This is a genomic window from Klebsiella sp. BIGb0132 (assembly GCF_024810075.1).
GTDB classification, from domain to species: domain Bacteria; phylum Pseudomonadota; class Gammaproteobacteria; order Enterobacterales; family Enterobacteriaceae; genus Klebsiella; species Klebsiella terrigena.
On record NZ_JANUDW010000001.1, the window covers coordinates 528,612 to 550,175 of the forward strand.

20 protein-coding genes and 3 pseudogenes are annotated in these 21,564 nt (G+C 56.8%); 5 read left to right on the plus strand and 18 right to left on the minus strand.

Features of this window, described 5'->3' with window-relative positions; translation table 11 throughout:
• Positions 1-7 precede the first annotated feature (7 nt).
• On the minus strand, positions 8-334 hold the full coding sequence (gene uraH / locus M2416_RS02425; RefSeq protein ID WP_041144874.1) for a hydroxyisourate hydrolase: 327 nt from the start codon (positions 332-334) through the stop codon (positions 8-10).
• Positions 331-849: a 2-oxo-4-hydroxy-4-carboxy-5-ureidoimidazoline decarboxylase gene (gene uraD / locus M2416_RS02430; RefSeq protein ID WP_259221893.1), complete on the minus strand. Its 519-nt coding sequence runs from the start codon at positions 847-849 to the stop codon at positions 331-333. The genes uraH and uraD overlap by 4 nt, the downstream gene beginning before the upstream one ends.
• Before the next feature lie 329 nt (positions 850-1,178).
• On the opposite strand from uraD, the gene hpxO reads away from it, so the two are divergent.
• Positions 1,179-2,333 carry an FAD-dependent urate hydroxylase HpxO gene (hpxO, locus tag M2416_RS02435; protein ID WP_259222861.1) on the plus strand — a complete coding sequence of 385 codons (1,155 nt, stop codon included), beginning with the start codon at positions 1,179-1,181 and terminating at the stop codon, positions 2,331-2,333.
• 6 nt (positions 2,334-2,339) lie between these two features.
• Here hpxO and hpxR read toward each other — a convergent pair whose 3' ends face one another.
• Positions 2,340-3,272 carry a LysR family hpxDE operon transcriptional regulator HpxR gene (gene hpxR / locus M2416_RS02440; protein WP_259221894.1) on the minus strand — a complete coding sequence of 311 codons (933 nt, stop codon included), beginning with the start codon at positions 3,270-3,272 and terminating at the stop codon, positions 2,340-2,342.
• Positions 3,273-3,399: 127 nt separating this feature from the next.
• Between hpxR and hpxD the strand changes: the two genes are divergently transcribed.
• Both hpxD and M2416_RS02450 read left to right on the plus strand, forming a co-directional pair.
• Positions 3,400-4,437 (plus strand): molybdenum cofactor-independent xanthine hydroxylase subunit HpxD, encoded by a 1,038-nt coding sequence (hpxD, locus tag M2416_RS02445; RefSeq protein WP_259222862.1) that lies wholly within the window; start codon positions 3,400-3,402, stop codon positions 4,435-4,437.
• A gap of 12 nt (positions 4,438-4,449) precedes the next feature.
• Positions 4,450-5,421, plus strand: coding sequence for a PDR/VanB family oxidoreductase (locus M2416_RS02450; RefSeq protein WP_259221896.1), 972 nt, complete (start codon positions 4,450-4,452; stop codon positions 5,419-5,421).
• Between the two features lie 378 nt (positions 5,422-5,799).
• Here M2416_RS02450 and M2416_RS02455 read toward each other — a convergent pair whose 3' ends face one another.
• The 8 genes and pseudogenes from M2416_RS02455 to pdxR all read right to left on the minus strand — a co-directional run bounded on the left by M2416_RS02455 (position 5,800) and on the right by pdxR (position 12,399).
• Positions 5,800-6,120 (minus strand): hypothetical protein, encoded by a 321-nt coding sequence (locus M2416_RS02455; RefSeq protein ID WP_076945132.1) that lies wholly within the window; start codon positions 6,118-6,120, stop codon positions 5,800-5,802.
• On the minus strand, positions 6,117-6,356 hold the full coding sequence (locus M2416_RS02460; RefSeq protein ID WP_076945131.1) for a hypothetical protein: 240 nt from the start codon (positions 6,354-6,356) through the stop codon (positions 6,117-6,119). The genes M2416_RS02455 and M2416_RS02460 overlap by 4 nt, the downstream gene beginning before the upstream one ends.
• 17 nt (positions 6,357-6,373) lie before the next feature.
• Positions 6,374-7,099, minus strand: a complete 726-nt coding sequence (locus tag M2416_RS02465) for a DarT1-associated NADAR antitoxin family protein (RefSeq protein WP_259221900.1) — start codon at positions 7,097-7,099, stop codon at positions 6,374-6,376.
• A gap of 4 nt (positions 7,100-7,103) precedes the next feature.
• On the minus strand, positions 7,104-8,165 hold the full coding sequence (locus tag M2416_RS02470; RefSeq protein ID WP_259221901.1) for a DUF4433 domain-containing protein: 1,062 nt from the start codon (positions 8,163-8,165) through the stop codon (positions 7,104-7,106).
• Between the two features lie 373 nt (positions 8,166-8,538).
• Positions 8,539-9,269, minus strand: a pseudogene (locus M2416_RS02475) (ATP-binding cassette domain-containing protein).
• Positions 9,270-9,439: 170 nt separating this feature from the next.
• Positions 9,440-9,685: pseudogene (locus tag M2416_RS02480) on the minus strand (iron ABC transporter permease); the annotation flags it as partial.
• A gap of 94 nt (positions 9,686-9,779) precedes the next feature.
• Positions 9,780-10,816 (minus strand): annotated as a pseudogene (locus M2416_RS02485) (iron ABC transporter substrate-binding protein).
• A 173-nt stretch (positions 10,817-10,989) separates the two neighbouring features.
• Positions 10,990-12,399: a MocR-like pyridoxine biosynthesis transcription factor PdxR gene (gene pdxR / locus M2416_RS02490; RefSeq protein WP_259221902.1), complete on the minus strand. Its 1,410-nt coding sequence runs from the start codon at positions 12,397-12,399 to the stop codon at positions 10,990-10,992.
• A 333-nt stretch (positions 12,400-12,732) separates the two neighbouring features.
• Between pdxR and M2416_RS02495 the strand changes: the two genes are divergently transcribed.
• Positions 12,733-13,140, plus strand: a complete 408-nt coding sequence (locus tag M2416_RS02495; protein ID WP_259221905.1) for a hypothetical protein — start codon at positions 12,733-12,735, stop codon at positions 13,138-13,140.
• Between the two features lie 16 nt (positions 13,141-13,156).
• Here the strand turns inward: M2416_RS02495 and M2416_RS02500 are convergent, their stop codons facing one another.
• The 7 genes from M2416_RS02500 to M2416_RS02530 all read right to left on the minus strand — a co-directional run bounded on the left by M2416_RS02500 (position 13,157) and on the right by M2416_RS02530 (position 20,599).
• Entirely contained in the window at positions 13,157-14,245 is a 1,089-nt protein-coding gene (locus tag M2416_RS02500) for a fimbrial protein (protein WP_259221907.1), read from the minus strand.
• 42 nt (positions 14,246-14,287) lie between these two features.
• Positions 14,288-16,777, minus strand: a complete 2,490-nt coding sequence (locus M2416_RS02505; protein ID WP_259221909.1) for a fimbria/pilus outer membrane usher protein — start codon at positions 16,775-16,777, stop codon at positions 14,288-14,290.
• Between the two features lie 58 nt (positions 16,778-16,835).
• Positions 16,836-17,540 (minus strand): fimbrial biogenesis chaperone, encoded by a 705-nt coding sequence (locus M2416_RS02510; protein WP_259221910.1) that lies wholly within the window; start codon positions 17,538-17,540, stop codon positions 16,836-16,838.
• Between the two features lie 67 nt (positions 17,541-17,607).
• Positions 17,608-18,156: a fimbrial protein gene (locus M2416_RS02515; RefSeq protein ID WP_259221911.1), complete on the minus strand. Its 549-nt coding sequence runs from the start codon at positions 18,154-18,156 to the stop codon at positions 17,608-17,610.
• A gap of 287 nt (positions 18,157-18,443) precedes the next feature.
• Positions 18,444-19,031: a helix-turn-helix transcriptional regulator gene (locus tag M2416_RS02520; protein WP_259221913.1), complete on the minus strand. Its 588-nt coding sequence runs from the start codon at positions 19,029-19,031 to the stop codon at positions 18,444-18,446.
• Positions 19,032-19,290: 259 nt separating this feature from the next.
• Positions 19,291-19,785, minus strand: a complete 495-nt coding sequence (locus M2416_RS02525) for a hypothetical protein (RefSeq protein ID WP_259221916.1) — start codon at positions 19,783-19,785, stop codon at positions 19,291-19,293.
• The gene (locus tag M2416_RS02530) at positions 19,775-20,599 is read right to left on the minus strand and encodes a winged helix-turn-helix domain-containing protein (RefSeq protein WP_259221917.1); all 825 of its coding nucleotides are present in this window, start codon (positions 20,597-20,599) and stop codon (positions 19,775-19,777) included. The genes M2416_RS02525 and M2416_RS02530 overlap by 11 nt, the downstream gene beginning before the upstream one ends.
• Before the next feature lie 572 nt (positions 20,600-21,171).
• Here M2416_RS02530 and M2416_RS02535 point away from each other — a divergent pair.
• Positions 21,172-21,489: a putative quinol monooxygenase gene (locus M2416_RS02535; protein WP_259221919.1), complete on the plus strand. Its 318-nt coding sequence runs from the start codon at positions 21,172-21,174 to the stop codon at positions 21,487-21,489.
• Positions 21,490-21,564: the final 75 nt, after the last annotated feature.

Consider the following 21,564-nt stretch of genomic DNA (forward strand, 5'->3'; position numbering starts at 1 on the left):
CGCAACATTAGCTCCCCCGATAGGTCGACCAGCCGCCGGGGGCAATCAAAAACGGCAGGTGGAAGTGCTCATCGGCGTCTTCGGCGATCGCAAAATCGATCTGCGCGCTGAGGTAGAGCGTTTCCCGCCCGTCGCGCGAAAACCAGTCACCGATCTCCGCCACCAGCCGATAGCGCCCGGCGCTCAGCATACCGGGCGCCAGCAGCGCAATGCGGCCCTGCTCATCGGTCAGCCCGCTGGCGATCGTTTGCCCGCCCAGCAGCAGGTTCACCGCCACGCCCTGTGCGGGCCTGCCGCTGGAGATATCGAGAATATGGGTACTCAACGTATTCATTCGCCTATGACTCCCGTCAGTCTTAATAAGGTAATTTCGCGCAGCTGCGCCAGCGCCACCCGCGTCTCTTCCGCCTCGTCGTGGTTCAGCCGCTGCGTCAGCGCCTGCAGGATCTCTTCCCCGCTGCGGCCTTTGGCGCGGATCAGGAAGACCCGCCCGAAGCGGGCTTCGTAGCGGGCGTTGCCCTCTTTCAGCGCCCGGGCAAGAGGCGCATCTTCATCGTTGATGGCCCCCTGCTCGTGCCGCGACAGCGCGGCGTGCGGCCTCTCTTCGGGCAGCTTTTCACCAATGCGCGGATGGGCGCTCAGCGCCCGATCCAGCTCGGCCTCTCCCCAGCGCTCCGCGGCCTCCTTCGCGGCGGCCAGCAGCGCGGCGCGGTCAGGATAGGGACGGCCCCGCACCAGCGCCGTCACCCAGGCGGGGATCGCCACGCAGGGCTGCAGCAGGCCGCAGGCCGCCTCGTCGTCCAGCCGGTTAAAGTCCTCAATCGCGATCGTCGCGGCCACTTCGGACATGTTGTCGCTCCTTATACCAAACGGCCCATGCGGCCCGTCGTTAATAGCGTTAGCGCAATATTGCGCAAATCAGCTTACATAAAGCGGCTTGCACAAAGCAGGCCACATTCCCTCCGTGCGGGTCCGGATGCCGCGGGCGGGTGAAACGGTCGATTCGCAAGTGCCCGGTTTAAAATTTTTGATGCAATAAAAGGCAATTATTGCCCGATAACGCACCACTTTAGCGCATAACCTCCGCCGGCGCCTCCGGCAGCCGCCTCGTGGCGCCTGCCGGCAAGCTGGTACGCAAATTGCTCGGCTCTTCACTACGCATGCCACAGGAGAAGATGATGAAAGCATTAGTGATGGGTGCCGGTATCGGCGGCCTGAGCGCGGCGGTCGCGCTTAAAGCGGCCGGAATTAGCTGTGAGGTGTTTGAGGCAGTGCAGGAGATTAAGCCGGTTGGCGCCGCCATCTCAATCTGGCCCAACGGGGTGAAGTGCATGAACCTGCTGGGCATGGGTGACATCACCGAGACCTACGGCGGGCCGCTGCGCTATATGGCCTATCAGGATCACCGACATGGCAAAACCCTGACCCGCTTTAGCCTTGCGCCGCTGGTCGAACGCACCGGCGGCCGCCCCTGCCCGGTCTCGCGCAGCGAGCTGCAGGGCGAGATGCTGAACTTCTGGGGCCGCGACGCGGTACGGTTCGGTAAGCGGGCCACCCGCGTGGAGGAGGATGATGACGGCGTGACGGCATGGTTTAGCGACGGAACCACCGCCCGCGGCGATATGCTGATCGCCGCCGACGGCAGCCACTCTGCCCTGCGCCCGTACGTGCTCGGTTTTACCCCCGAACGACGCTACGCGGGCTACGTTAACTGGAACGGGCTGGTGGAGATTGATGAGGCCATCGCCCCCGCCGATCAGTGGACCACCTTTGTCGGTGAGGGCAAGCGCGTCTCGCTGATGCCGGTCGCCAACGGGCGCTTCTATTTTTTCTTTGATGTCCCTCTGCCGGCCGGGCTGGCGGAAGATCGTAGCACCCTGAAGGCGGATCTTAGCCGCTACTTCAGCGGCTGGGCAGCGCCGGTGCAAGAGCTGATCGCCCGCCTCGATCCGGCCACCACCAACCGAATCGAAATTCACGATATTGAGCCCTTCGACCGCCTGGTACGCGGCAGGGTGGCGCTGCTGGGAGATGCCGGACACAGCACCACCCCGGATATCGGCCAGGGCGGCTGCGCGGCGCTGGAAGACGCGGTGGTGCTGGGGGAGACGTTCCGCGACGGCGGGGATATCGCCGCCGCGCTGCGCCAGTACGAAGCCCGGCGCTGCGAGCGGGTTCGCGACCTAATCCTGAAAGCGCGCAAGCGCTGCGATATCACCCACGGCAAGGAGATGGCGCTCACCGAGGCCTGGTACCGGGAGCTTGAAGAGGAGAGCGGCGAGCGGATCATCAACGGCCTGTGCGAGACGATACAGGGCGGCCCGCTCGGCTAGCCGCCTTCAGGGCCGCGGCTCCCGGCTTTCGCCGACGGCCCGCATCGCCTCCATCACCGCCGTCAGCTTCTGAATCGCCATCTGCGCCGGACGAGAGAGCTGGCGCGATGGCGCGGTGCACAGCGCCAGGGTCAGCGGGCGCAGCAGCTTGTTGCGCAAAGGGATAAACGCCAGCTGCCCGCTGTTGACCTCATCCAGCACGTCCAGCAGGCTCAGGATCGTTACGCCGCTGCCTTTGAGGACCAGCGATTTAATCAGCCGAATATCATTGCAGCTGATGCTGTTTGCCGGGGAAAAGTCGTAGTGCCGATAGAGCATCGCCACCCGATCGTGCACGATAAGCGGCGCGCCGGGAACGATGTGCCGCAGGTGGCTAAGGTCGCCTAACGACAGCGCCGCAGCCTGCGCGAGCGCACAGTCCGGGCGCATCACCACCCCCATCGCCAGCTCAACGAACGCCAGCACGCTGAGCCCCGCCTGGCCCTCCGGGTCGAGGATCAGGCCAAAATCGACGTCAGCCTGGCGAACCTTTTCACTCACCGCGTGGCTATCCGCCACCCGTAGATTGAGCTCCAGCCACTGCCACCCGGTAATGATATCGGCCAGCGCCGCGGCAAAGCTGCCCTCCGCCAGCGCCTGCACCATGCCGATGCTGACGCTGCCGCGCTTTAGCCCCTGCAGCTCGTCAAACTGCTGGCGGGTCAGCTGAAACTCCTTTTGCCAGCGCAGCAGGTTGTCATAGAGCAGCTCTCCGGCGGTGGTCATGCGCAGCCCCTCCGGCAGCCGTTCAAACAGCGGCGTGCCGAACTCCTCTTCGGCCTGCAGGATCTGGCGGTTTATCGCCGAGGCCGAGATATGCAGCTTTTCAGCCGCCCGGCGCAGGCTGCCGCAGCGTGCCACCGCGGCGAAATAGATAGCGAAACGCGAAAACGGACTCATATTCCCCCTGTACTCTTTTTTGCAACGGGTTAGTGAATTAATGGCGATGGATGTCAACACCCTAATATGACAACAATAAACTCACAACAATTAAACAAATGCTTTTCCGTGAGCAGGAAGGAACATGATGAACAGAACCCATCCCACCCCACCGGCCCGCTGCACCTTCGAGCCGGACGACTGGCTCCGGCTGGCGAAATGCTGGCACCCGGTCGCCCGCGCCGAGGACGTCGGCGGCGCTCCGCTGAAGGCAACCCTGCTGGACGAACCGCTGGTTCTCTACCGGATTAAAGGTTCGGTGGTGGCGGCCCGCGACGTCTGCCCTCATCGCGGCGTCCCGCTGACCCTCGGCTCGCACGACGACGAAGGGATTATTTGCCCCTATCACGGCCTGCGCTTCGGCGAAGAGGGGCGCTGCAACCGGATCCCCTCCAGCCCCGACCAGCCGGTGCCGGCCAGGCTCCACCTGACCCACTACGCGGTGGAGGAGCGCTTTGGGCTGATCTGGGTGTGCATGGCCTTCGACCCGGAGAACCCGATGCCGCTGCCCACCATGCCGCACTGGCACGATGAGGGGTTTCAGCAGATCAACTGCCCGGCGTTTGAAGTCAACGGCTTCGCCGGCCGCCAGGTGGAGGGGTTTCTCGACGTGGCCCATTTCGCGTGGATCCATACCGATACCTTCGCCGACCCGGAGAATCAGGAAGTGCCGGCCTACAGCCCGCAGGAGACGCCCTTCGGCTTTATTGCCGACTACTGGAGCTCGGTCGGCAACTATCCGGCCAGCGCCGGTTTCCACGCGCCGGAAGGGTTTCAGTGGCTGCGTCATTTCGAGATGCACCTGCCCTTCACCGCGACGCTAACCATCCACTTCCCCGGCGAAGCCCGGCTGGTGATTATGAACGCCGCTTCGCCGGTATCATCGCGCATCACCCGCATGTTCGCCCCGATTGCGCGCAACTTCGATCTCCACGTTCCGGTCGCGGACGTGCACGCGTTCAATCTGCGCGTCTTCGAGGAGGACCGGCTGATGGTCGAAACCCAGCGTCCGGAGAGGCTGCCGCTGGACTTAACCCTTGAGGCGCACATTCCCGCCGACCGCAGCTCGATTGCCTATCGTCGCGGGCTGCAGAAGATGGGCTTTGGCGACTTTTTCCTCGTATAGGCGGAGGCGTAAATGAGTGAACTGCTGCAGGTAGTCGTTGACGGAATGTGGCGCGAGGGCGATACCAGCCTCGCCGTCAGGCTGGTCTCCAGCCGCGGGGAGCCGCTGCCCGCGTGGCGGCCAGGGGCGCATATCGATCTGCATCTGCCGGATGGGACACAGCGCCAGTACTCGCTGACCGGCCCCACGACCGGCGCTGAGGGCTATCTGATCTGCGTCGCGCGGGATCGTAAATCGCGCGGCGGATCGCGCTATATCCACGAGGCGCTGCGCCCGGGGCAGACGCTGCGCATCTCTCCCCCGCGCAACCTGTTTATGCTGCAGCCCGCGGAGCGCGTTGTGCTGCTGGCCGCCGGTATCGGCATTACGCCGCTGTACGCGATGCTGCTGCAGCTCGAAGCGGATGGCGTGCCCTGTGAGCTGCACTACTACGTCAAGCGTCGCGAAAACGCGGCCTTCGTCCGCCCGCTGGCGCAGCGCTTCAGCCAGGGAAGCGGCGCCCTTTACTGCTCTGAGGAGGGGCAAAGCCCGCGTCAGCACCTCGCCACGACGCTCGCCGGGGCGCAGGCCGGAGAGCTTCTGTACCTCTGTGGGCCCCAGGGTTTTATGGCCTGCGCGCGCGAGGTCGCGGTACAAAAGGGTTGGCAGGAGGCGCAGATCCACAGCGAAGCGTTTCAGGCAACCGCGCCGGTCGCCGACGCCCGCGGCGAGGCCGATACCTTTACCGTCACCCTGGCGTCGTCAGGCGCACAGTGGCCGGTGCCGGCGCACCAGACCATTGCCCAGGTGCTCCAGCAGCAGGGGGTTGCGGTCCCGCTCTCGTGCGAGATGGGAATGTGCGGCGCCTGCCTCACGCCGGTTATCGAGGGCGTGGTCGATCACCGGGATACGGTGCAGTCCCCGGCGGAGAAAGCCGCCGCCGCGCAGCGCATCGCGCTCTGCTGCTCCCGCAGCCGTTCGCCCAACCTGGTGATCGATCTCTAGCGGGGTCGCTTTTCACCGGCGCCGGGCTGCCGTGGAGCAGGCTGGCGCCCTGCTCGCTGACAAATCTTAAAAGCCATCAAAAACCGGCCAATCATTCCCTAATCGAATAATTTTAATAAAAATTATTCATTTCCCTTCTGAATAAAATGCCGTCATATTTGTATGACAAATCCGGCATCGCCAGACGCCTGCTGCTGGCTGAGGGGAAGAGACGATCTCTCCCGGCGCACAATAAGCGTGACGAACCTGACCAGCTGTCTGGATATTGCCTGTCGCAGCTTCCAGACCGGTGCTCAGGGAACATTCTGAACATCCACTATAAAATTGAGTACTATCCGAGTATTTGCCAGCCAGCTTTTGGCTGGCTTTTTTTGGCCGTTACCGGCCTGATTTTTCGTTTTTCAGCAGGTCGCTTAATCTGGCGCGGTTTTGCGCTAAGAGCGCGTTAAACGTCTCGCGGCTCTGCGGGTCTAACTCCGCCACCAGCGCCTCGCGCTGCGCCTGCCTGCGGATACTCTCCTGCACCGACTTTAGCGCCGCCTCCATGGCAATAAGCTCCCCTGCCAGCTCGCTTTCAAGCTTTGAGCGATAGAGAAACTCCCGCGCCAGCACGCCCATTTTGCTATTGGCCTGGTTAATCGCGGTGCTGCTTTTTTGCAGCGATTCGGCGACGGCGGCCAGTATTTTATTCTCACTCATTGCTCAGTTCCCCCGGCCGAGGCCAGCATCAGCGTCTCTGCCAGCTGGCGATGAAACATATCACGCTGGGCGACGCTCAGGGCATCCAGCTCTTTTTTAACCGCGTTCACGCGGTCGAAGTATGCCTGCTGCACTTCTGCCCGGATCTCCCGTCGCCGCTCGGCGGGAATATCGGTAAAGGCGTCCGTTGCTGACGAGTCGGGGGGGAAAAGCGTGCCAGGGAGTCGCCTGACCATAAGAGCCTCCTGATAGTTTAAAACAGGCGCATATTGCGCAGATCGCCGTCGCTGGTGTTGTAAATCGTGAATTGCTCGATCAGCTCAATAAACTCGTCGCGCGGCGGGATTCCGTTCGCCAGCAGCTTACGCTGGCTCAGGGCGCACCACAGCGCCACCGAGTAGGCCTGACAATTCACCGATTTTTCCGGATTGAATTCAATATCCGTAAACGCCGAGTACTCCAGCACGCTCTCTTTAATCGGCGAATGGTTGAGGGCATTGAGGTACAGCCAGTCGTAGAAAGCGGTTTTCGGTTCTAATTCCCAGATGATGGCCGCGCGCTGTTCGTTCGGCTGGAAGGAAAAGTGCGCCAGTCGCCCGGATATTTTCAACTGCTCCGCACGCTTTGCCTCTTTCGGCGACATGCGCATCAGTTCGCGGAAAGGCCCACGCACCATCCCGCTGTCAGTAAATACTTTCGAAGACTGAAAGAGCGATTCCACGCTAATAAACTGTCCGCCGCTGCTCTGCACGCCCATATTAAAGGCGCTCAGCTCCCGGCCCAGGGTCTGCGTGGACTTACTCGATACCTCAAGAATTTTCGCGCCCGGGGCATGTAGCCGATAGTTCTCGTGCAGGGAGGCAATTGATTTCTGCTTTTGCGTCACCGCCAGCCCGGCAGACCAGCTGAAATCGACGTTAGCGATATCAACCAGGGTATCCCCCTGGCTTCTCGGGATAAACACGGGGCGTACGGCCATAAATTCACCTGAAAGAAAAACGAGAAGGATCGACCGTGATTATCACCGGACTCTCGCGTAGCCATAAAGGAATATTATCGGCGCTGTAGAAAATAACCTCACTGATAAACCCGGGGGGAATATTGCCAAGATAGAGAATTTCCGCCTGAATATCATGCGGGCGATCCCCGGACTCCTCGTCATTATCCCCAACAAACATGGTTTGAAACGCCGTATGCTTTTTACGCTCGCCGAGGCTGACGGCCCTCACCGCATTCGACGCCGCGTTGCTTTTGCAGAATACGGCCCGGTTAAGCAGCTGTGAAAAATCAAATGAGGGCTGGGTCGGTCCGCTGATTAGCTCTTTTTTGATCTTCAAAATCACCCAATCGCCGTGGCTTAACCCCTGAGAATATTTGTAGAGCATCTTATTATTAATATGCCCCACCGACAGAGAGATTGAGTCTCGTACCCCATCCAGCCGCAGTTCGTCATTATAATGAAAGGGGTAACCCGCACTTTCAATTTGCTGGCGCGTCATAATACCTAAGGAAAATATCCCTTTTAAATTATCCAGGTGCGTAAAGTGATATAGCGCAGAGATATTTCGGCGTTTTATCTGTGAAAAATCTATCGCCCGCGCCCAGTTAAATTGCTGAATGGCATAGAACGGTTTGCCCGGAACCTGCTGCATAAATGCGTAGTGTAAATCAGATGTATAGGCCGGTGCCAAATTGGTCAACCCGGTAATCGCGTAGCGCGTGAGCATATAGTCCTTAAAGCCGACGACATGCATAATAATAGCCAACGCCTCGGTCATCGTAATCGACACTGCGCCATTATCAGGCTCGCTACTTAGCGCCGGTTTTTCTTTATTAACGACATCGAGATTATTAAATAGCGAATTGCGCCGCTGTGCCGTCTCGCGGAACGGGTCTGCCTCTCGCTGGCGCGACTCAGGCCTTACGATCGTCGGCGGCCGCACGACCGGCGGTTGACTACCTGATTTAGTAGGGGGAACGTCCTTCTTTTTTATTAAATTACCAATAACAGCCAGCACAATTAGAATGCCAATCACCGTCCACATATGAACTCCAGCAGCCGCATTATGATTTGTTGTGTGTAAAAATGAACAGCGCCGCCTCCCCAATAATGGGTGCGGGCAAGGATTATCTTATTAGTATTTTTACGCCGATCGTCGGAGGCACGGAGCGTGCAATAACGTGCAATAATAAACAGGCGCGCTCTACAGTAATCCATTCATTGGGTGAACTCAAGGGTAATCAATACGCCGTTACGCTGCGGATTTCAGCTATTTTATAGCAAGCAACCGCAGCGTAATATGGCGCATTCACCGCAAAAATATCGCGTTATCATTATCTGGCCGCAGATATGCAGCGCTCTGCCCGCTCATTTAGCGTCCCGGGCAGAACAATCCTCGACAAAAAAGTATCGCTCTTTCAACGCATAAATACCCGCGCTTTCCCGGCGACCGCTAAACGCACCCTGGCCCCCGTCGTCCAACCTGCCTGGCTGACGGTTTTGAGGATCAGCGGTTCACTCATCCCCGGAGCAGCCAGACTGAGAGTTGAGAGATGGCCATAAAAATCAACGTCAACGATGGCCATGGCGCTTTCATCCTCCTGACAGAGGGTGACCTCCGGACGCAGCATAATCCGGCCGCTCCCCGTGGCATGGTCACCATCGGTGAGCACCTCGCCAATAATGCACTCCGCGCGGCCGGCGCTGAGCCGGGCGGGAAGCACCAGGGCATCGCCAAGAAAGAGCGCGGTCGCTTCATCGACCGGTTGCGAGTAAACCGTGAAGGGGCTACCGACCTGAGTGAAACGACGCCACCTCACGCCGCTTCTCCTGACGGGTATCGTCCAGCCCCCAGGCATTATTGTCCGCCACGCTAAGATAAGGGAAAAGCGCCCCTCCTGCGGCACAAAGCCGATACCACGCTGGTGAGCGGGAATGAAAATCCCGTCGCCGTACAGCGTTTTCCCCTGCATCACGATCCGCCCCGTATCCGGGGTTTCAAATCCAGCAAGAATGCGCAGCATGGTGGTTTTTCCGGAGCCTGAAGGCCCGACGATCGCCGTACGGCTGCCCGGAGCCACCGTCAGATTGAGGTTATCCAGCACCTGAGCACAGCAAAAGATTTAGAGAGCGCGGTGAGTTCCAGCATATTAAAAACCTGCAATTTTTTTCGACTGTACATAAAGAATGCCGGTCAGCGGAAGCGAGATCAGAATCATTAACATCGCGTAGGGCGCGGCGGCCGCGGATAGACCGGCCGCGCGTAGTGGATGGTGACCGTCACCAGCGCCGTGACGATACCCGGCAGCGAGCTGGTTATGGCGCAACGGCCAGCGCCGACCATACCCCGCGCCCCGCCAGCGTCGTGCGCTTCGTCAGCCCGAGCGTAATGCACAGCGGGATCGTCAGCGCGGTCAGCCACAGCGTGTTGCTGAGCAACTCCCCCACCTGCGGGCGAAATACCAGCGCCTTGATTGTCTCCCAGCCGGTTTCAATGCCGACGGCGATGACAAAACCGGACGGCAGCAGCGCAAGTAATGAAAACAGAGCGGCTAATGCCACCATCGGAAACGCAGGACGCCTGCGCTCAGGCAGGCGTCCAACTTATTTTCCAAGTATAAGACTCAGACCAGACATAAATTTTTCACTTCAGCAGAGATTACAGCAGGCCAGCCGGCGTCATCAGATCGATAACCTTTTTACCGTTCAGCGAAGAAGGCTCAACTTTTGGCGCATCCAGCTCACGCAGCGGCGTCAGCTTCGGGTTGGAGACCGCATACGGTATATTCAAAGGCGTTATTGGTGCGCAGCTCTTCCTGGCCCTACTTGCCGGTGAGCCACTTGATAAAGGGCTGAGCCTGCTGAGGATGCTTGCTGGAAGCCAGGACGCCACCGCCGGAAATGCTGACGAATGCGCCCGGGTCCTGATGTTTGATGTAATAGAGCCCGGTGTTCTTGCTGTTTTCGCCGGTTTTAGCCAGATCGACAAAGCGGTAGTAGTGGTAGAGAACGCCGCCGTCAATCTGGCCGGCGTTGACCGCCTTCATCACCGTGCTGTTGCCTTTATAGGCCACAAAGTTGGCTTTCATGGCTTTGAGCCAGTCGAGGGTGGCCTTCTCGCCTTTCAGCGCCAGCATCGCGCTAACGATAGCCTGGAAGTCTGCCCCTGACGGAAAGGCCGCCCAGCGCCCTTTCCACTTCGGCTTTGCCAGATCCATCAGCGAGAGCGGCAGCTGAGATTCGCTGATTTTTTGCGGGTTTTAGACGAACACTGTGCTGCGTGCGGCAATGCCAATCCAGCGCCCATGTTCCGGGCGATACTCTGGCGCCACCTGCTTCAGGGTATCGGCATCAAGGGGGGCAAACAGTCTGGCGTTATCAACCAGTACCATCGACGGCGAGTTTTCGATCAGGAAGACGTCTGCGGGCGATGCCGCCCCTCCCTGCACCAGCTGGTTGCCCAGCTCGCTGTCGCTACCGTTACCTAAGGTCACTTTCATACCGGTCCCTTTGGTAAAGTAAAGCCACCTCCCCACGACTTAACCCAGTTTTTATGCTGCGCATTATAAATAGCATGCCTTCGCCGCTATCAGCTGCCAAAACCTGCGCTGCAAGGAACATTGCCGAAGCGACCAGAGCCGCAGAGCAACAGAATAAGAGGTGGGAAGTTATAGGCGGAAATGGCAACCAAAGCATAGCGAAACGGGAATGATAATGAAAAAAATAACCATCAAAATAACATGGTTAAAAACACTCCGTTTAACAGACCGGTTGTTTGATTATTCTTGTTTTAAATTAAGGAACAACTAAAGCTTAAGACGATATTGATTTTTAAGCACAATATTTAAAAATACGCGCGGCGTGGCATTTTATTGCGCCACGCCCGGCAGGTCATCTTTAGCACTTCCGGCGAGAATACTCTTCAGCTCCCGAACGGCTATTCTGAGCACTTCCCTGTTAAAGTAGATAAAGCCGAGCACCAGACCGTTGCGCCTTACATCCTGACACAGCGGCGAGAGCGCCCGCAGAGAGAGGCCTTGCTCCTCGGCGCGCCGGGCGATATCGGTATCCACCCGCTCCGGGGCCAGCTCAAACACCACCAGGCTGCCCGCCGGGTCCCTGAATACCCGTCCGTAAGCCGCCAGCTCCCTTTCCAGCAGGCTGATAAAAAAGGCCCGCTTTTCGCTATAGATGCTTCTGGCCTTCAGCAGGTGGCGATAAAAATCACCGCTGCGAATGAATTCGGCCAGGATAAGCTGGGGCAGATAGGAGGTTTTTAACGCATACTCCATGCGCTGAAACGAGGGCACCAGGCCTTCGGGTAACACAATAAATCCGATCCGCAGATCGCTGGTAATCAGCTTGGAGAAATTACCCAGATAGATGGTTCGGCGATATTTATCCTCGGCGGCAAGCGCCGGCTGCGGCTGCTGATTAAAATCAGTATCGTAATCATCTTCAATAATCCAGGCGTGGTTTCGCTCGGCCCATTCAGCGAACGCGCGCTTTCGTGGTGTCGACATGGTGACGCCTAGCGGAAATTGATTTCCCGGGGTAATAATCGCCAGGCGGCTATTGCCCGGTATTGTGTCGCAGCGGGCGCCCTGCTCGTCCACCGCCATATAGTGGACCAGGCGGTTATTTTTCAGCAGATAGCGGCGCAGCGAAGGATAGAACGGATCTTCAATACTGACCATTTGTCCGGCGGCGGTGACGGCATTGAGACACATCTCCAGCGACTCCATCGATCCGGTCGTCACGATCACCTGCTGCGGAGTGCAAATTATGCCTTTCTTTTCATACAGATAATGGCACAGCACTTCACGCAACTGACGATTGCCAAACTGGTCATATTGACTGGTGTTAACCAGCGACAGGGGCGTGGTTCGGGCGACTTTCGCTATTATTTTCGCCCACTTATGCGCGGGGAAAAAAGAGGTATCAACGGGCCACGGGCTAAAGGGTAAATAGCGCTGACGGTGGCTGCGGGCGACGGCAGGAGCGTGCGCTGCGCCAGCAGGCGTACCGCCGGGCCGGGCGTTTACTCGGTAACCCGAGCCCTGTTGGCTGACGATAAATCCTTCAGCAATCAGTGCATTATAGGCATTGAGCACGCTGGTTCGCGAGATTGACATATCGCAGGCGAGGTTGCGACTGGAAGGCAGGCTATCACCGGGTAAAAAGCGCCCCTCAATGATATTTCCTTTAATGAATTCAAAAAGTTGCTTATAAATAGCAGGTTTTTTCTCCAACCTCATCGTCAGTGTATTAATTTTCATAACTGGTTCTTAAAAATAATCCAAAATTGGTTATTTATCCTCATGCCCTTCGCCCGATAAAATCACTGCGGAACGTTTTTTAAACGACTGTTAGCATTGATATTTAACATTTAATTCTAGTCTACAACACCACCAGCGGCAAGTTCACCGGACATGACGATTCATATTATTTCAGATAATCCTTTATTTCTGCGCGGCATTATTGAACAGGTCGCAACCACGCCTCCCTCGGCGGAATACCCGCCAATAAAAACGCATGATATTAACTTTGCGCAGCATGAGATCGCCCGTAATGCGGGGATTATTATCTTCATTTACAATGAAGCAACAAGAATGGCTATCCTCAGCCGCCTGGCGCTCATTTCCAGCCATATTGTCATTATGGTCGATTCTGAATTCGAGCACGATATGGCCGCATCCTATCCGCTGCGAATATGCTCCCGCTCAACGCTGCATGAGATCCTCGCCGTCAGCAGCAAAATAAGATGCTACCCTTCTCCGGGAAAAGTTTCTGATAATACCTACGCTATTTTTAAAGCCCTTTATAGCGGCACCTCGACGCAGGCGGCGGTTGAAATATTTAACCTTAATCTTTTTAACCTCTATAACCTCAAGAAAAGAGTGTTCACCCGCTTTGGTTTAGCCAACATCAACGATAAAGGTATTCTGCACTGCATGGCGTACCTGAAAATAAATCGCCTGGTGAGCAACGCCCATCACAACACCCAGTATCCGGTGTAGCCCGGCATCGCCCAAGCTAGCGGTACTCCAGTCGGTAAATAATGCTGCTGTCGGCCCGGCCCGGCTGGACGCTGGCTTCGGTCTGAATGTAGCGGGCGTAGACCGGCACGGTCACCGACGCGCTGCCGTCAAGGGGAAAGTCGCCGCTCAGCTCCTGATTTAGCCTGATGAACGCGGCCTCGTTTTGCGCGGTAGAGAGCTGGATCCCCACTCCGCTGGCGCTGCCCGCCGCCGAGCTATCAAGGCTGATAATCCCGCGCTCGTCGTCAATGGTGCCAAATACTGGCTGCAGCGATAGCGCCCAGCCGTTGGCCCTCGCCGGCGCCACGCCGTACGAGGTCAGCCCCTCAGGCCGCCCGCGGTTGCCGTAAAAGGTCGGGCAGTTGATCAGTCGAATGCTGGCATCCTGCCACTCCGTCGCCGACCCGATGCCGCTAAACGTGCCGCCGATAAAATGACGCCCCATCGGCACGACCCGATTGGGCGACTCTATCTGACAGGTCGGTACGGTAACGGTGATGTGGCCGGTGAAGCGATATTTTAAAAATTCATGCATATCCCCGCTTTGTCCGCCCGAAAATACCGCCGTTGGCAGGCTGGCACCGGTGATGATCCCCGGCTGGACCTCTGCCGTTTTAATCAGAGCAAACTCTTTGACTACCGGGTTATTTTTCAAAAATATATCGGAGTAGGGTCCGGGCGCGTGCTGATAGGGAAAACCTCGGGTATAGCCGCCGCTGGAGACAACGCCGCTGGCCAGATAGACCACGCTGATCCCGGGAATATTGGTCTCAAACATCCGCCCGCCGTAGGGACTCGCCGCCGCGGACTCGGGGTACATGATGTCCCCGTAATCAAAATACCAGTACACCGGCTCCAACGCAGAGCAAATAATCCCCGCGTCGCCGGCTTCTGTCGGGCTCACCGCGCGGATGCGGTAGACCTCCGTCCCCATCGGCACGTCAGGCGGCACGGAGATAGTCACATTCCCCAGCGAGCTCTCTTTATTCACAATGCTTCCCAGCGCCACGTAGCAGCCCGTTGCCAGCGCGTTTGCCGACCACAGGCACAGCAGCGGCAGTATCAGTAAGCGTAAAATCATCATCATTCATCCTTAATTCTTAATCCTGCGGACCGCGTCGCGGCGTTAGCGACAGAGTGCCGTCATCACGGTCATATCCGGGCCTTTGGCGGGCAGCCGGTAGGTTATCCGGCAGCGTTCATCCTCGGCGCCACCCCAGCGGACGGTCAGCTTGCCCGCGTCGTTTTCCAGCCGAGCAAACGCGCGTTTCCCCTGCCCTACGACGCCCACCACGTTCTGCTGTTCGTCCAGCACGTCGGCGCCGAAAGGCAGCGCATCGTTACCCTGCAGCTGGATCATCACCGCACGACCTTGAGTGGTATTGAAACGCAGCTTCACCACCGCGCCGTTGTACGGCACCACCTTTTGGCTGGTGTCATCGAGGGCGATGTCCTGCGACAGGCCTTTCGGATCGATGCTGATTTCATTGATCTGATAGGCGTTCAGATAGGGCACAATCGCATAGCCGGCGTCATCAATTCGGACCCCGGGATAGCCGCTAACCGCCGCGCCGCTGGCGCCTTTTGCCTCCACCAGCGCCTGGGTGTCTCCGCTGTAGGGCGTAAGCGTCAGCCCGCCGCCGTGGGCGATAACCGCTCCGCTCATGCCCAGCGAGTAGTTGTGGTAGTTTTTCCCGCTGCCGGCGGAGGCCTGCAGCGTCGAGTTCACCGTACGCAGCGCGCTGCTGGCCGAAACGCCAGGCGACCCGCCTTTATTCGAACCGGACCCGGAGAGGCTATAGCTTAGGGCGCTATCGGCCAGCGCCGATCCGCTCATATTGACCTGCTCACGCATGACGCCTTTCGGTTCGCGGCTCATATTTACCGACATCTGGCGGAACGGCCCTTCGCTGCCTAGCGGAATGCTGACGTTCAGCATGTAGCGGTTTTCAAAGTCGTTGCTGCCGTTGCGGGTCCGGCTGGCGCTGATGCTGTAACTCCATTTCCCCAGGCGATTGTTGTAACCCAGCTGATACTGGCGATCGCGGGTGCCGGTGTTCCAGTAGTTTTGCTGGTAGGCGTTGAGGTAAAAACTCCCCCAGCCTTCCGCCAGGATCTGCGTCGCGGTGATGCCGAGGCGGCTTTTTGGCCGCTGGATCAGGTCGCTGTTATCCCCCCGGCTTTGCTGTTCGCGAATTTGCATGGTGGTGACGTAGTCAAGATAGCTGGCGGTAGAAAAGCGGTACGCCGCCAGGCTAACGTGGCTGTTGGTGCGCTGGATATGCTGGCTATACTTCAGCTGATAGCTCTGTCCGCTCATCTCCTTGCGCCCGCTCATCTCCTCTGCCAGCGACGCTTTGGCATGGGTCACGTCGAGAGAGAATGCCCCTACCGGCGTGCCCAGCGCGGAGCCCAGCTGTGCGGCCTGATAATCTTTATTTCCCTGAAGGCCGAGGTAGCCGGTAAGAAAGTTGTTCAGCCCCCGCTGCCAGGTTACCTCACCCAGCAGCGGCTCGTTGCCGATCCACCCTTTTCTGAGCTTGCCCAGCGTGGCGCTATAGTTGCTCATGCCCGGCCGCAGTAGGTTGCTGGTCGGCGCAAACGGGATAGTCTGACGCTGTGTCGTTCCGTCGGCTTCGAGGATAACGACCTCCAGCTCGCCTCCGTAGCCGGTGGGGTAAAGATCGTTTATCTCAAAGTCGCCCGGCGGGACGGTGGTCTCGTACAGCAGGCGGTCCTGCTGCATCACCTGCACCCTGGCGTTGGTGCGCGCGTTTCCGCGAATGAGCGGCGCATAGCCGCGCTGCGAATTTGGCCGCATCAGGGTCTCGTTTGCCAGCTGCAGTCCGCGGAACGCCAGGGTATCGAACAGTTCTCCGCTGGTGCTGGTGTCGCCGAGGGTCAGGCGCCCCTCAATCGCCGGGATATCCCGCTGGAGGTAGGTATCAAGGGTTTGATAGCTGCTGCCGGTGCTGTTGCTCCAGCTCCAGCTGCCGTTATGCCGCAGGTACCAGCCCGCGAGGTTAAAACCGCTGTTTAGGCCAAGGTAGGCGCTATCCATATTGCTGGCGTGGTTCTGCGAGCCGTAGTAGTTAGCGTTGTAGCTCAGCATGCCGGCGGTAATGCCGCGATCCCAACGCTCAGGGTTCACATAGCCGCGCGGATTATGCTGTAAGTAGAGACCGGGAATATCAATATCCAGCTGTTCGCCAGCCTCAAAAGCAAGCGTAGCCTGAGGGATAATCTCTTTCAGCGGCAGGCAGGTATCGGGCTCGCTGTGCCGTAGCCGCTCGCCAGCTGCGGGCTCCAGCTTGTCGACATCCAGTTCGAGCTGATTCAGCGTACGGGCCGCCAGGCACAGCTGCGTCGCGTGGCGTACCGGGCCGTCATGCTGAACCGTGACGTCGTGGACGCCGCGCGATACGCCGTTCACCAGGATCCTGACCCGATAAACGCCGGGGACCGCCAGACCGCGCTCATAGCGGCTGATATCGATTTTTTGCTGGCTGCCAGGGCTCATAAAGGCGGTGTTGAACTCAACCTCTTCCGCACCGGTTTGGCCCGCAAATAAGGCGATGGCAGCGGCTAATGGCCTGAGTACCGGTCTGTCAGACATGAATATGCTCCGTTTATCCCGTCATTACCCGCCCGGAGAAGGGGCCGGGCGCTATCCGTTATCGATTTCCCTGCGGTTTTATGACCTTCATAGCCCCATAGTCATTGATAATGACCGGATAGAATCGGGTCGAAGATTTGCCGAGCGTAAAGGTTCGGGTGCTGCCAGGAGCAATCATGCCGCCCTCGCCGATCGGAATTTCCCCTTTCAGGTCTTCGGTGAAGAGCGCGACGGTGATATGAAAAGGCGTTGGGTTATGGGTTGAGACGCGGTTTCCGGACCGGCTCCAGGTCACCTTATCCGGCGCTTCAAGCGCGCTACCGGTGAGCCCGGCCGGGCGGAAAAAGAGCTTCAGGCGCGAACGGAAGGCCATGTGCAGCATGTTCTTTCCTTCGCTGCTTTTTACCTTTGGAGGGACTTCCAGGACGTTAAGGTAGAAAACGGATTCCTTGTCCTGAGGCAGCGCTTCGCCGGTATAGCGAAGGCGTAATACCTGGCCGCGACCGGCGTTAACGCGGTTCACCGGCGGGGTAATAAAAAAGGGGGCATTGGCCGTTTCTGGCGTCGAATCGCGATCGCCATCATCGATCCACGACTGGACCAGCACCGGCGAGGAACCGTTATTATTCATCTTCACCGACACTTCTTTTTCCGCTGCCGGATAGATAATCCGCGTGCCGGTAATAACCACCGTAGCGTTAGCCGGGAGCACAAAGCTGGCGAGCGATAATAGCGCCAGGGCGCAAAGTAAATTCCTTTTCATCATATTCTTCCGCTATCTATAGCGGCGGCATAAATGCCGCCGTCTTGTATTCAACCGCATCGTGCAATTAGTCGTAGTCGATACTGAAGTTGACCTGACTTTGCACATTGCCAGCGGTCGCCGCACCCATCGAGTAGTACTGAACGGCATACGGCAGCACCACCGACGGAGTATCGGCGCTAATGCGGCTGGTATTCGCTTTCTGATTGCTGTTACCGACGTTAATCGCCGTACTGGTAGTCGCGTCCAGCAGCTGCAGCTGAACGTTATCAGCGCCGCTGGTATCGGTGTTAATCAGGTTGAAGGTGCTGGTATGGACCGTAGAGCCGTTTTCAAAGAACGCCGCTGCTGTGGTGGAGCTGGTCACGCCCTGACAGTTTGTCAGCCCGATATCAAACTGGGTTTTGCCTGCGGTTGAGCCAGCTGCCGCCAGGCTTGCTGCCGATACGGTAGGCAGAACTACGGTTGCCGGAGAAGCCATACCATCCACCGTAATATCACAGGTGCTGGCCACCAGTTCTCCCTGGAAATTAATCGTGCCGTCAACTGCCAACGCGGATGAGGCCATTAATGCCGTTGTCACGGCGGCGGAAACCATTGCACTTTTCAGTTTCATATTATAAAACTCCTTTTATTGATAACATTCACCCGAGATTTTTCTCCAGGCTCACCACTACCGCTTACAGACATAGCTTCATGCCGCATGGGATAGATTTTATATAAGGTTCAGCTTTTATTTCCCGCACAGCCGTCGAGAGCAACTCAGAATTAACTTACGCACTTCGACGAATATAGAAGCTGATATTTACAGCGACTCCCCTCAGAAAACAGGCTGCCAGCTGCATAATTTATAGCAGCGCTTAATCGCTGATTTTATTATTCAGCACCAGGCATCACAGGCCATTAAACCTTTACGCAGTCATCAACCGCCGGGTGCGAAAAAAGATGCTTGACGCAGTCATAAATAAGTACTGAGCGCGCCTTTAATTTATTGATACCCATTCGTTCGGTGGCCCGTCGCTTATGGCTATATACCGTTTTTTCACCCACATTCAGGCACGTCGCCACCTGTGAAACGGTTAATCCCGTCGCCAGCTGGTCCATGACCACGCGTTCTGCAGGCGTCAGCCTTTCGGTGATCCGGCGTAAGGCATTTTTTCTCACCGCCCGATTAACGGCCCAGACGATAAGATTAAGCGGGATACCTCGGGAAACAATCCCCTGCGCGCCGGTAAAGCTGTCGTATCCGCTGGCGCTATTAATAAACAAACAAATCTTGATATCTTTTCCAGAGACGCCCTGGAGGATTTCGTTAACCACATCAATAAAATCAACGGCCAGCAGGAGAATATCGCCATCATCGATCTTCGACACCTGCGTCCGCCAGCTATCCCGATCAAACAGCAGAACGGACACCTCTTCACCTGCTTTTCTGAATACAGACCTTACGCCAAGCGAAAAAAAATCGTCATCCGACAGGATATACATCATGCATCACCTCCTTGTTGCGCTCATTATGCCAACAGGAAGCCACACGCAAAACATTATTCTAATTGTAATGCTATATTTATTTAAAAACTCCAAATCACAACCATATTTAAGAAATATTAAGCTTTTTATACCGAGAAACCCCGGGGCATTACGTGGCGTATCCCCCAGCGCAATGGGTCATTGACGGGCATGAAATATTTATGAAGGGAACGCCGCGCCTCCTCCGGACGCTAAAGAGGGAGGCTGCGGACAAAAAGGCTTAATAGGAGGTGCAAACCAGCAGAGGGGAGTTAACTGAACCGATCAGGTTGGTTCTCGGATTGAGTTTACGCACCCGAACTCGCAGCTTCTGCGAACCCAGGCTGATGATATTGACCAGACCAAGAAACGTCTTGTCAGCCGAGGCGTCGGCCGGAGCCCGAACAATACGATAGTTTTCCATAATATAGTCATCGCCGAACGGCGATGGTCCAACCCGATAATCAAAAAAGATAAAACGATGCAGCGCCGCCTTTTCCGTTTGCAGGTGGGAAATACCGTCCATGCGAATATATCCTTTTCCCCCCGGCTCAAAGGTAATAGACAGCCGGCCCTTAATTAGCGGTAAGGAGACGTTATCCTGATATATCGACAAATCGCCCGAGCAGCGAAAAGTATCGTCACTTTTATCCAGCCACTGCCAGACCAGAGCCGCGCTGCTGAGGGTGAAGATAGCAATAGAGAGCCCAAGGAACGTTATGCTTTTATGACTCATGGTCCTTCCAGTTATAGAAAAAATAGCTATCACAATAGCCGTCAGGGTTATCGCCTCGCGGAATACACTGCGACAGCAAGGTATTCCCCATCCCGCCCTTTTTAAGTCTGGCGTCATAATAAAAAAAGAAATGATGGTATTCATTACACGCCAGCGACAGGCTCCGCCGTACGCGGGAAAAATCATCGGCAATCACCGGTCGCCATTTGTTCTGCACATTTTCTAAAGCATCGACGCGGCAGTTCGGCACCGGCAGCGCGCTCAGATAGGGCGCCGGCGAGGAGGCAGAGGAGTCGACGAGATAAAAGAGGATAATAAAAGAGAGGACTAAGAGAATCACGCCGGGGACAATATGATAACAATAGCGACAGACATACGGTTTTTTTGCTGCGCGACGCGCTTTGGCGCCCGCCGCGGGCGTTTCTGTTAGCGGTAGCGCATCCGCTTCTGGCGGAATAATTTCGGCAATATTCACCGGTGCATTAGCCGCTCGGCTAACGTGGATATCGGGATTCAGCTGCACACCGAGGCGCGGCAGCGAAATAATAATATCGTCAAGCCCATAGCGCCGAAAAACGCGGCGCAATATGCTCAGATACTGATTAAGATTGTTGTAACTGCCGCTTAGTCCTTGATTTTCCCAGACGTGCGTCAGCAGAAATTCGCGGGTCATCACCCCGTCGTTATCAAGTAATACGGATAATAATGCCGAGGCCGTTTTCGTCAACGTGACGATATCCTCATCCGTATTATCAGAGCGCAGCGTTCCTTCCAGAGAATCATAATAAATGGTATGTTGAATAACGTATTTCATAACAATATTAACAATAGTTCAACAGCCGATCGGCTTCAGGGATAATTATTTTGCGACACAGCATACTCTCACTCCCTGCAGCGCTAAAAGGATAGACGGTGGGTTATTCGTTAAAGGAAATAAGGGCGAATAATTCGCATTTCACTTACGATAAAAAATACGATAGCGGCGGCAGGCAGAGAACGAAAAAATGATATATTGGCGCTAATCGCTAGCTGATAAATTCAATCCATTCACAGTCCCGATAATATCCTTTTTTTTATCATCAGCAATCATAAAGTTGTGCTAAAAATCCTAAAGCCGCAAAAATCAGATTATCTATCCTCAATGGCCGCCCGACCGGCAGGGGAATAGCGATGCGCGCTTTGGCCGGGTGGCTGCTCTCCTGCTGCCGTCGTTTATCTCACGGCAAGCAAAAGGTGACGGTAATTCTGAACCTTTCCGGCGAACCGCGCTTCTTCATCGCGGCTGGTGGATCCCTCAATTCATCGCTACGCTGAATAATTCACTCCCGGGCTGCGCTTTTTGCTCGCTCAGCCGGGAATTCTTATCGCTGAGTCGAAGGAGCCCCCATGAGCGAAGTCAATATTATTGCCACCCTAACCCCGCTCCCTGAGCATATCGAAGCGGTCAGGGCCGCTGCCCTGGAAATGGTCCCCCTGACGCATCAGGAAGCAGGCTGTCTGCAGTACGATCTGCATGAAAGCCGGGCGATTGCCGACGTCCGCCAGCTGCAGAATGAGGGCAAGGCGTCATTTATCTTTATCGAGCGCTGGAAGTCAGAGGAGGATCTGAAAAAGCACGTCGCCATGTCCTACCACGATGATTTTCTCGCGATCCTCGACGGCAGGCTGGAGAGTCTGAACGTTCAGCGGCTGAGCCGCCTGTAGCGCTTTAAAAAACGTCATTATTCCGCCAGTATGAGCTATCTCCCCCGCCCGCCGGGGAATTTATCACCTTGCTTA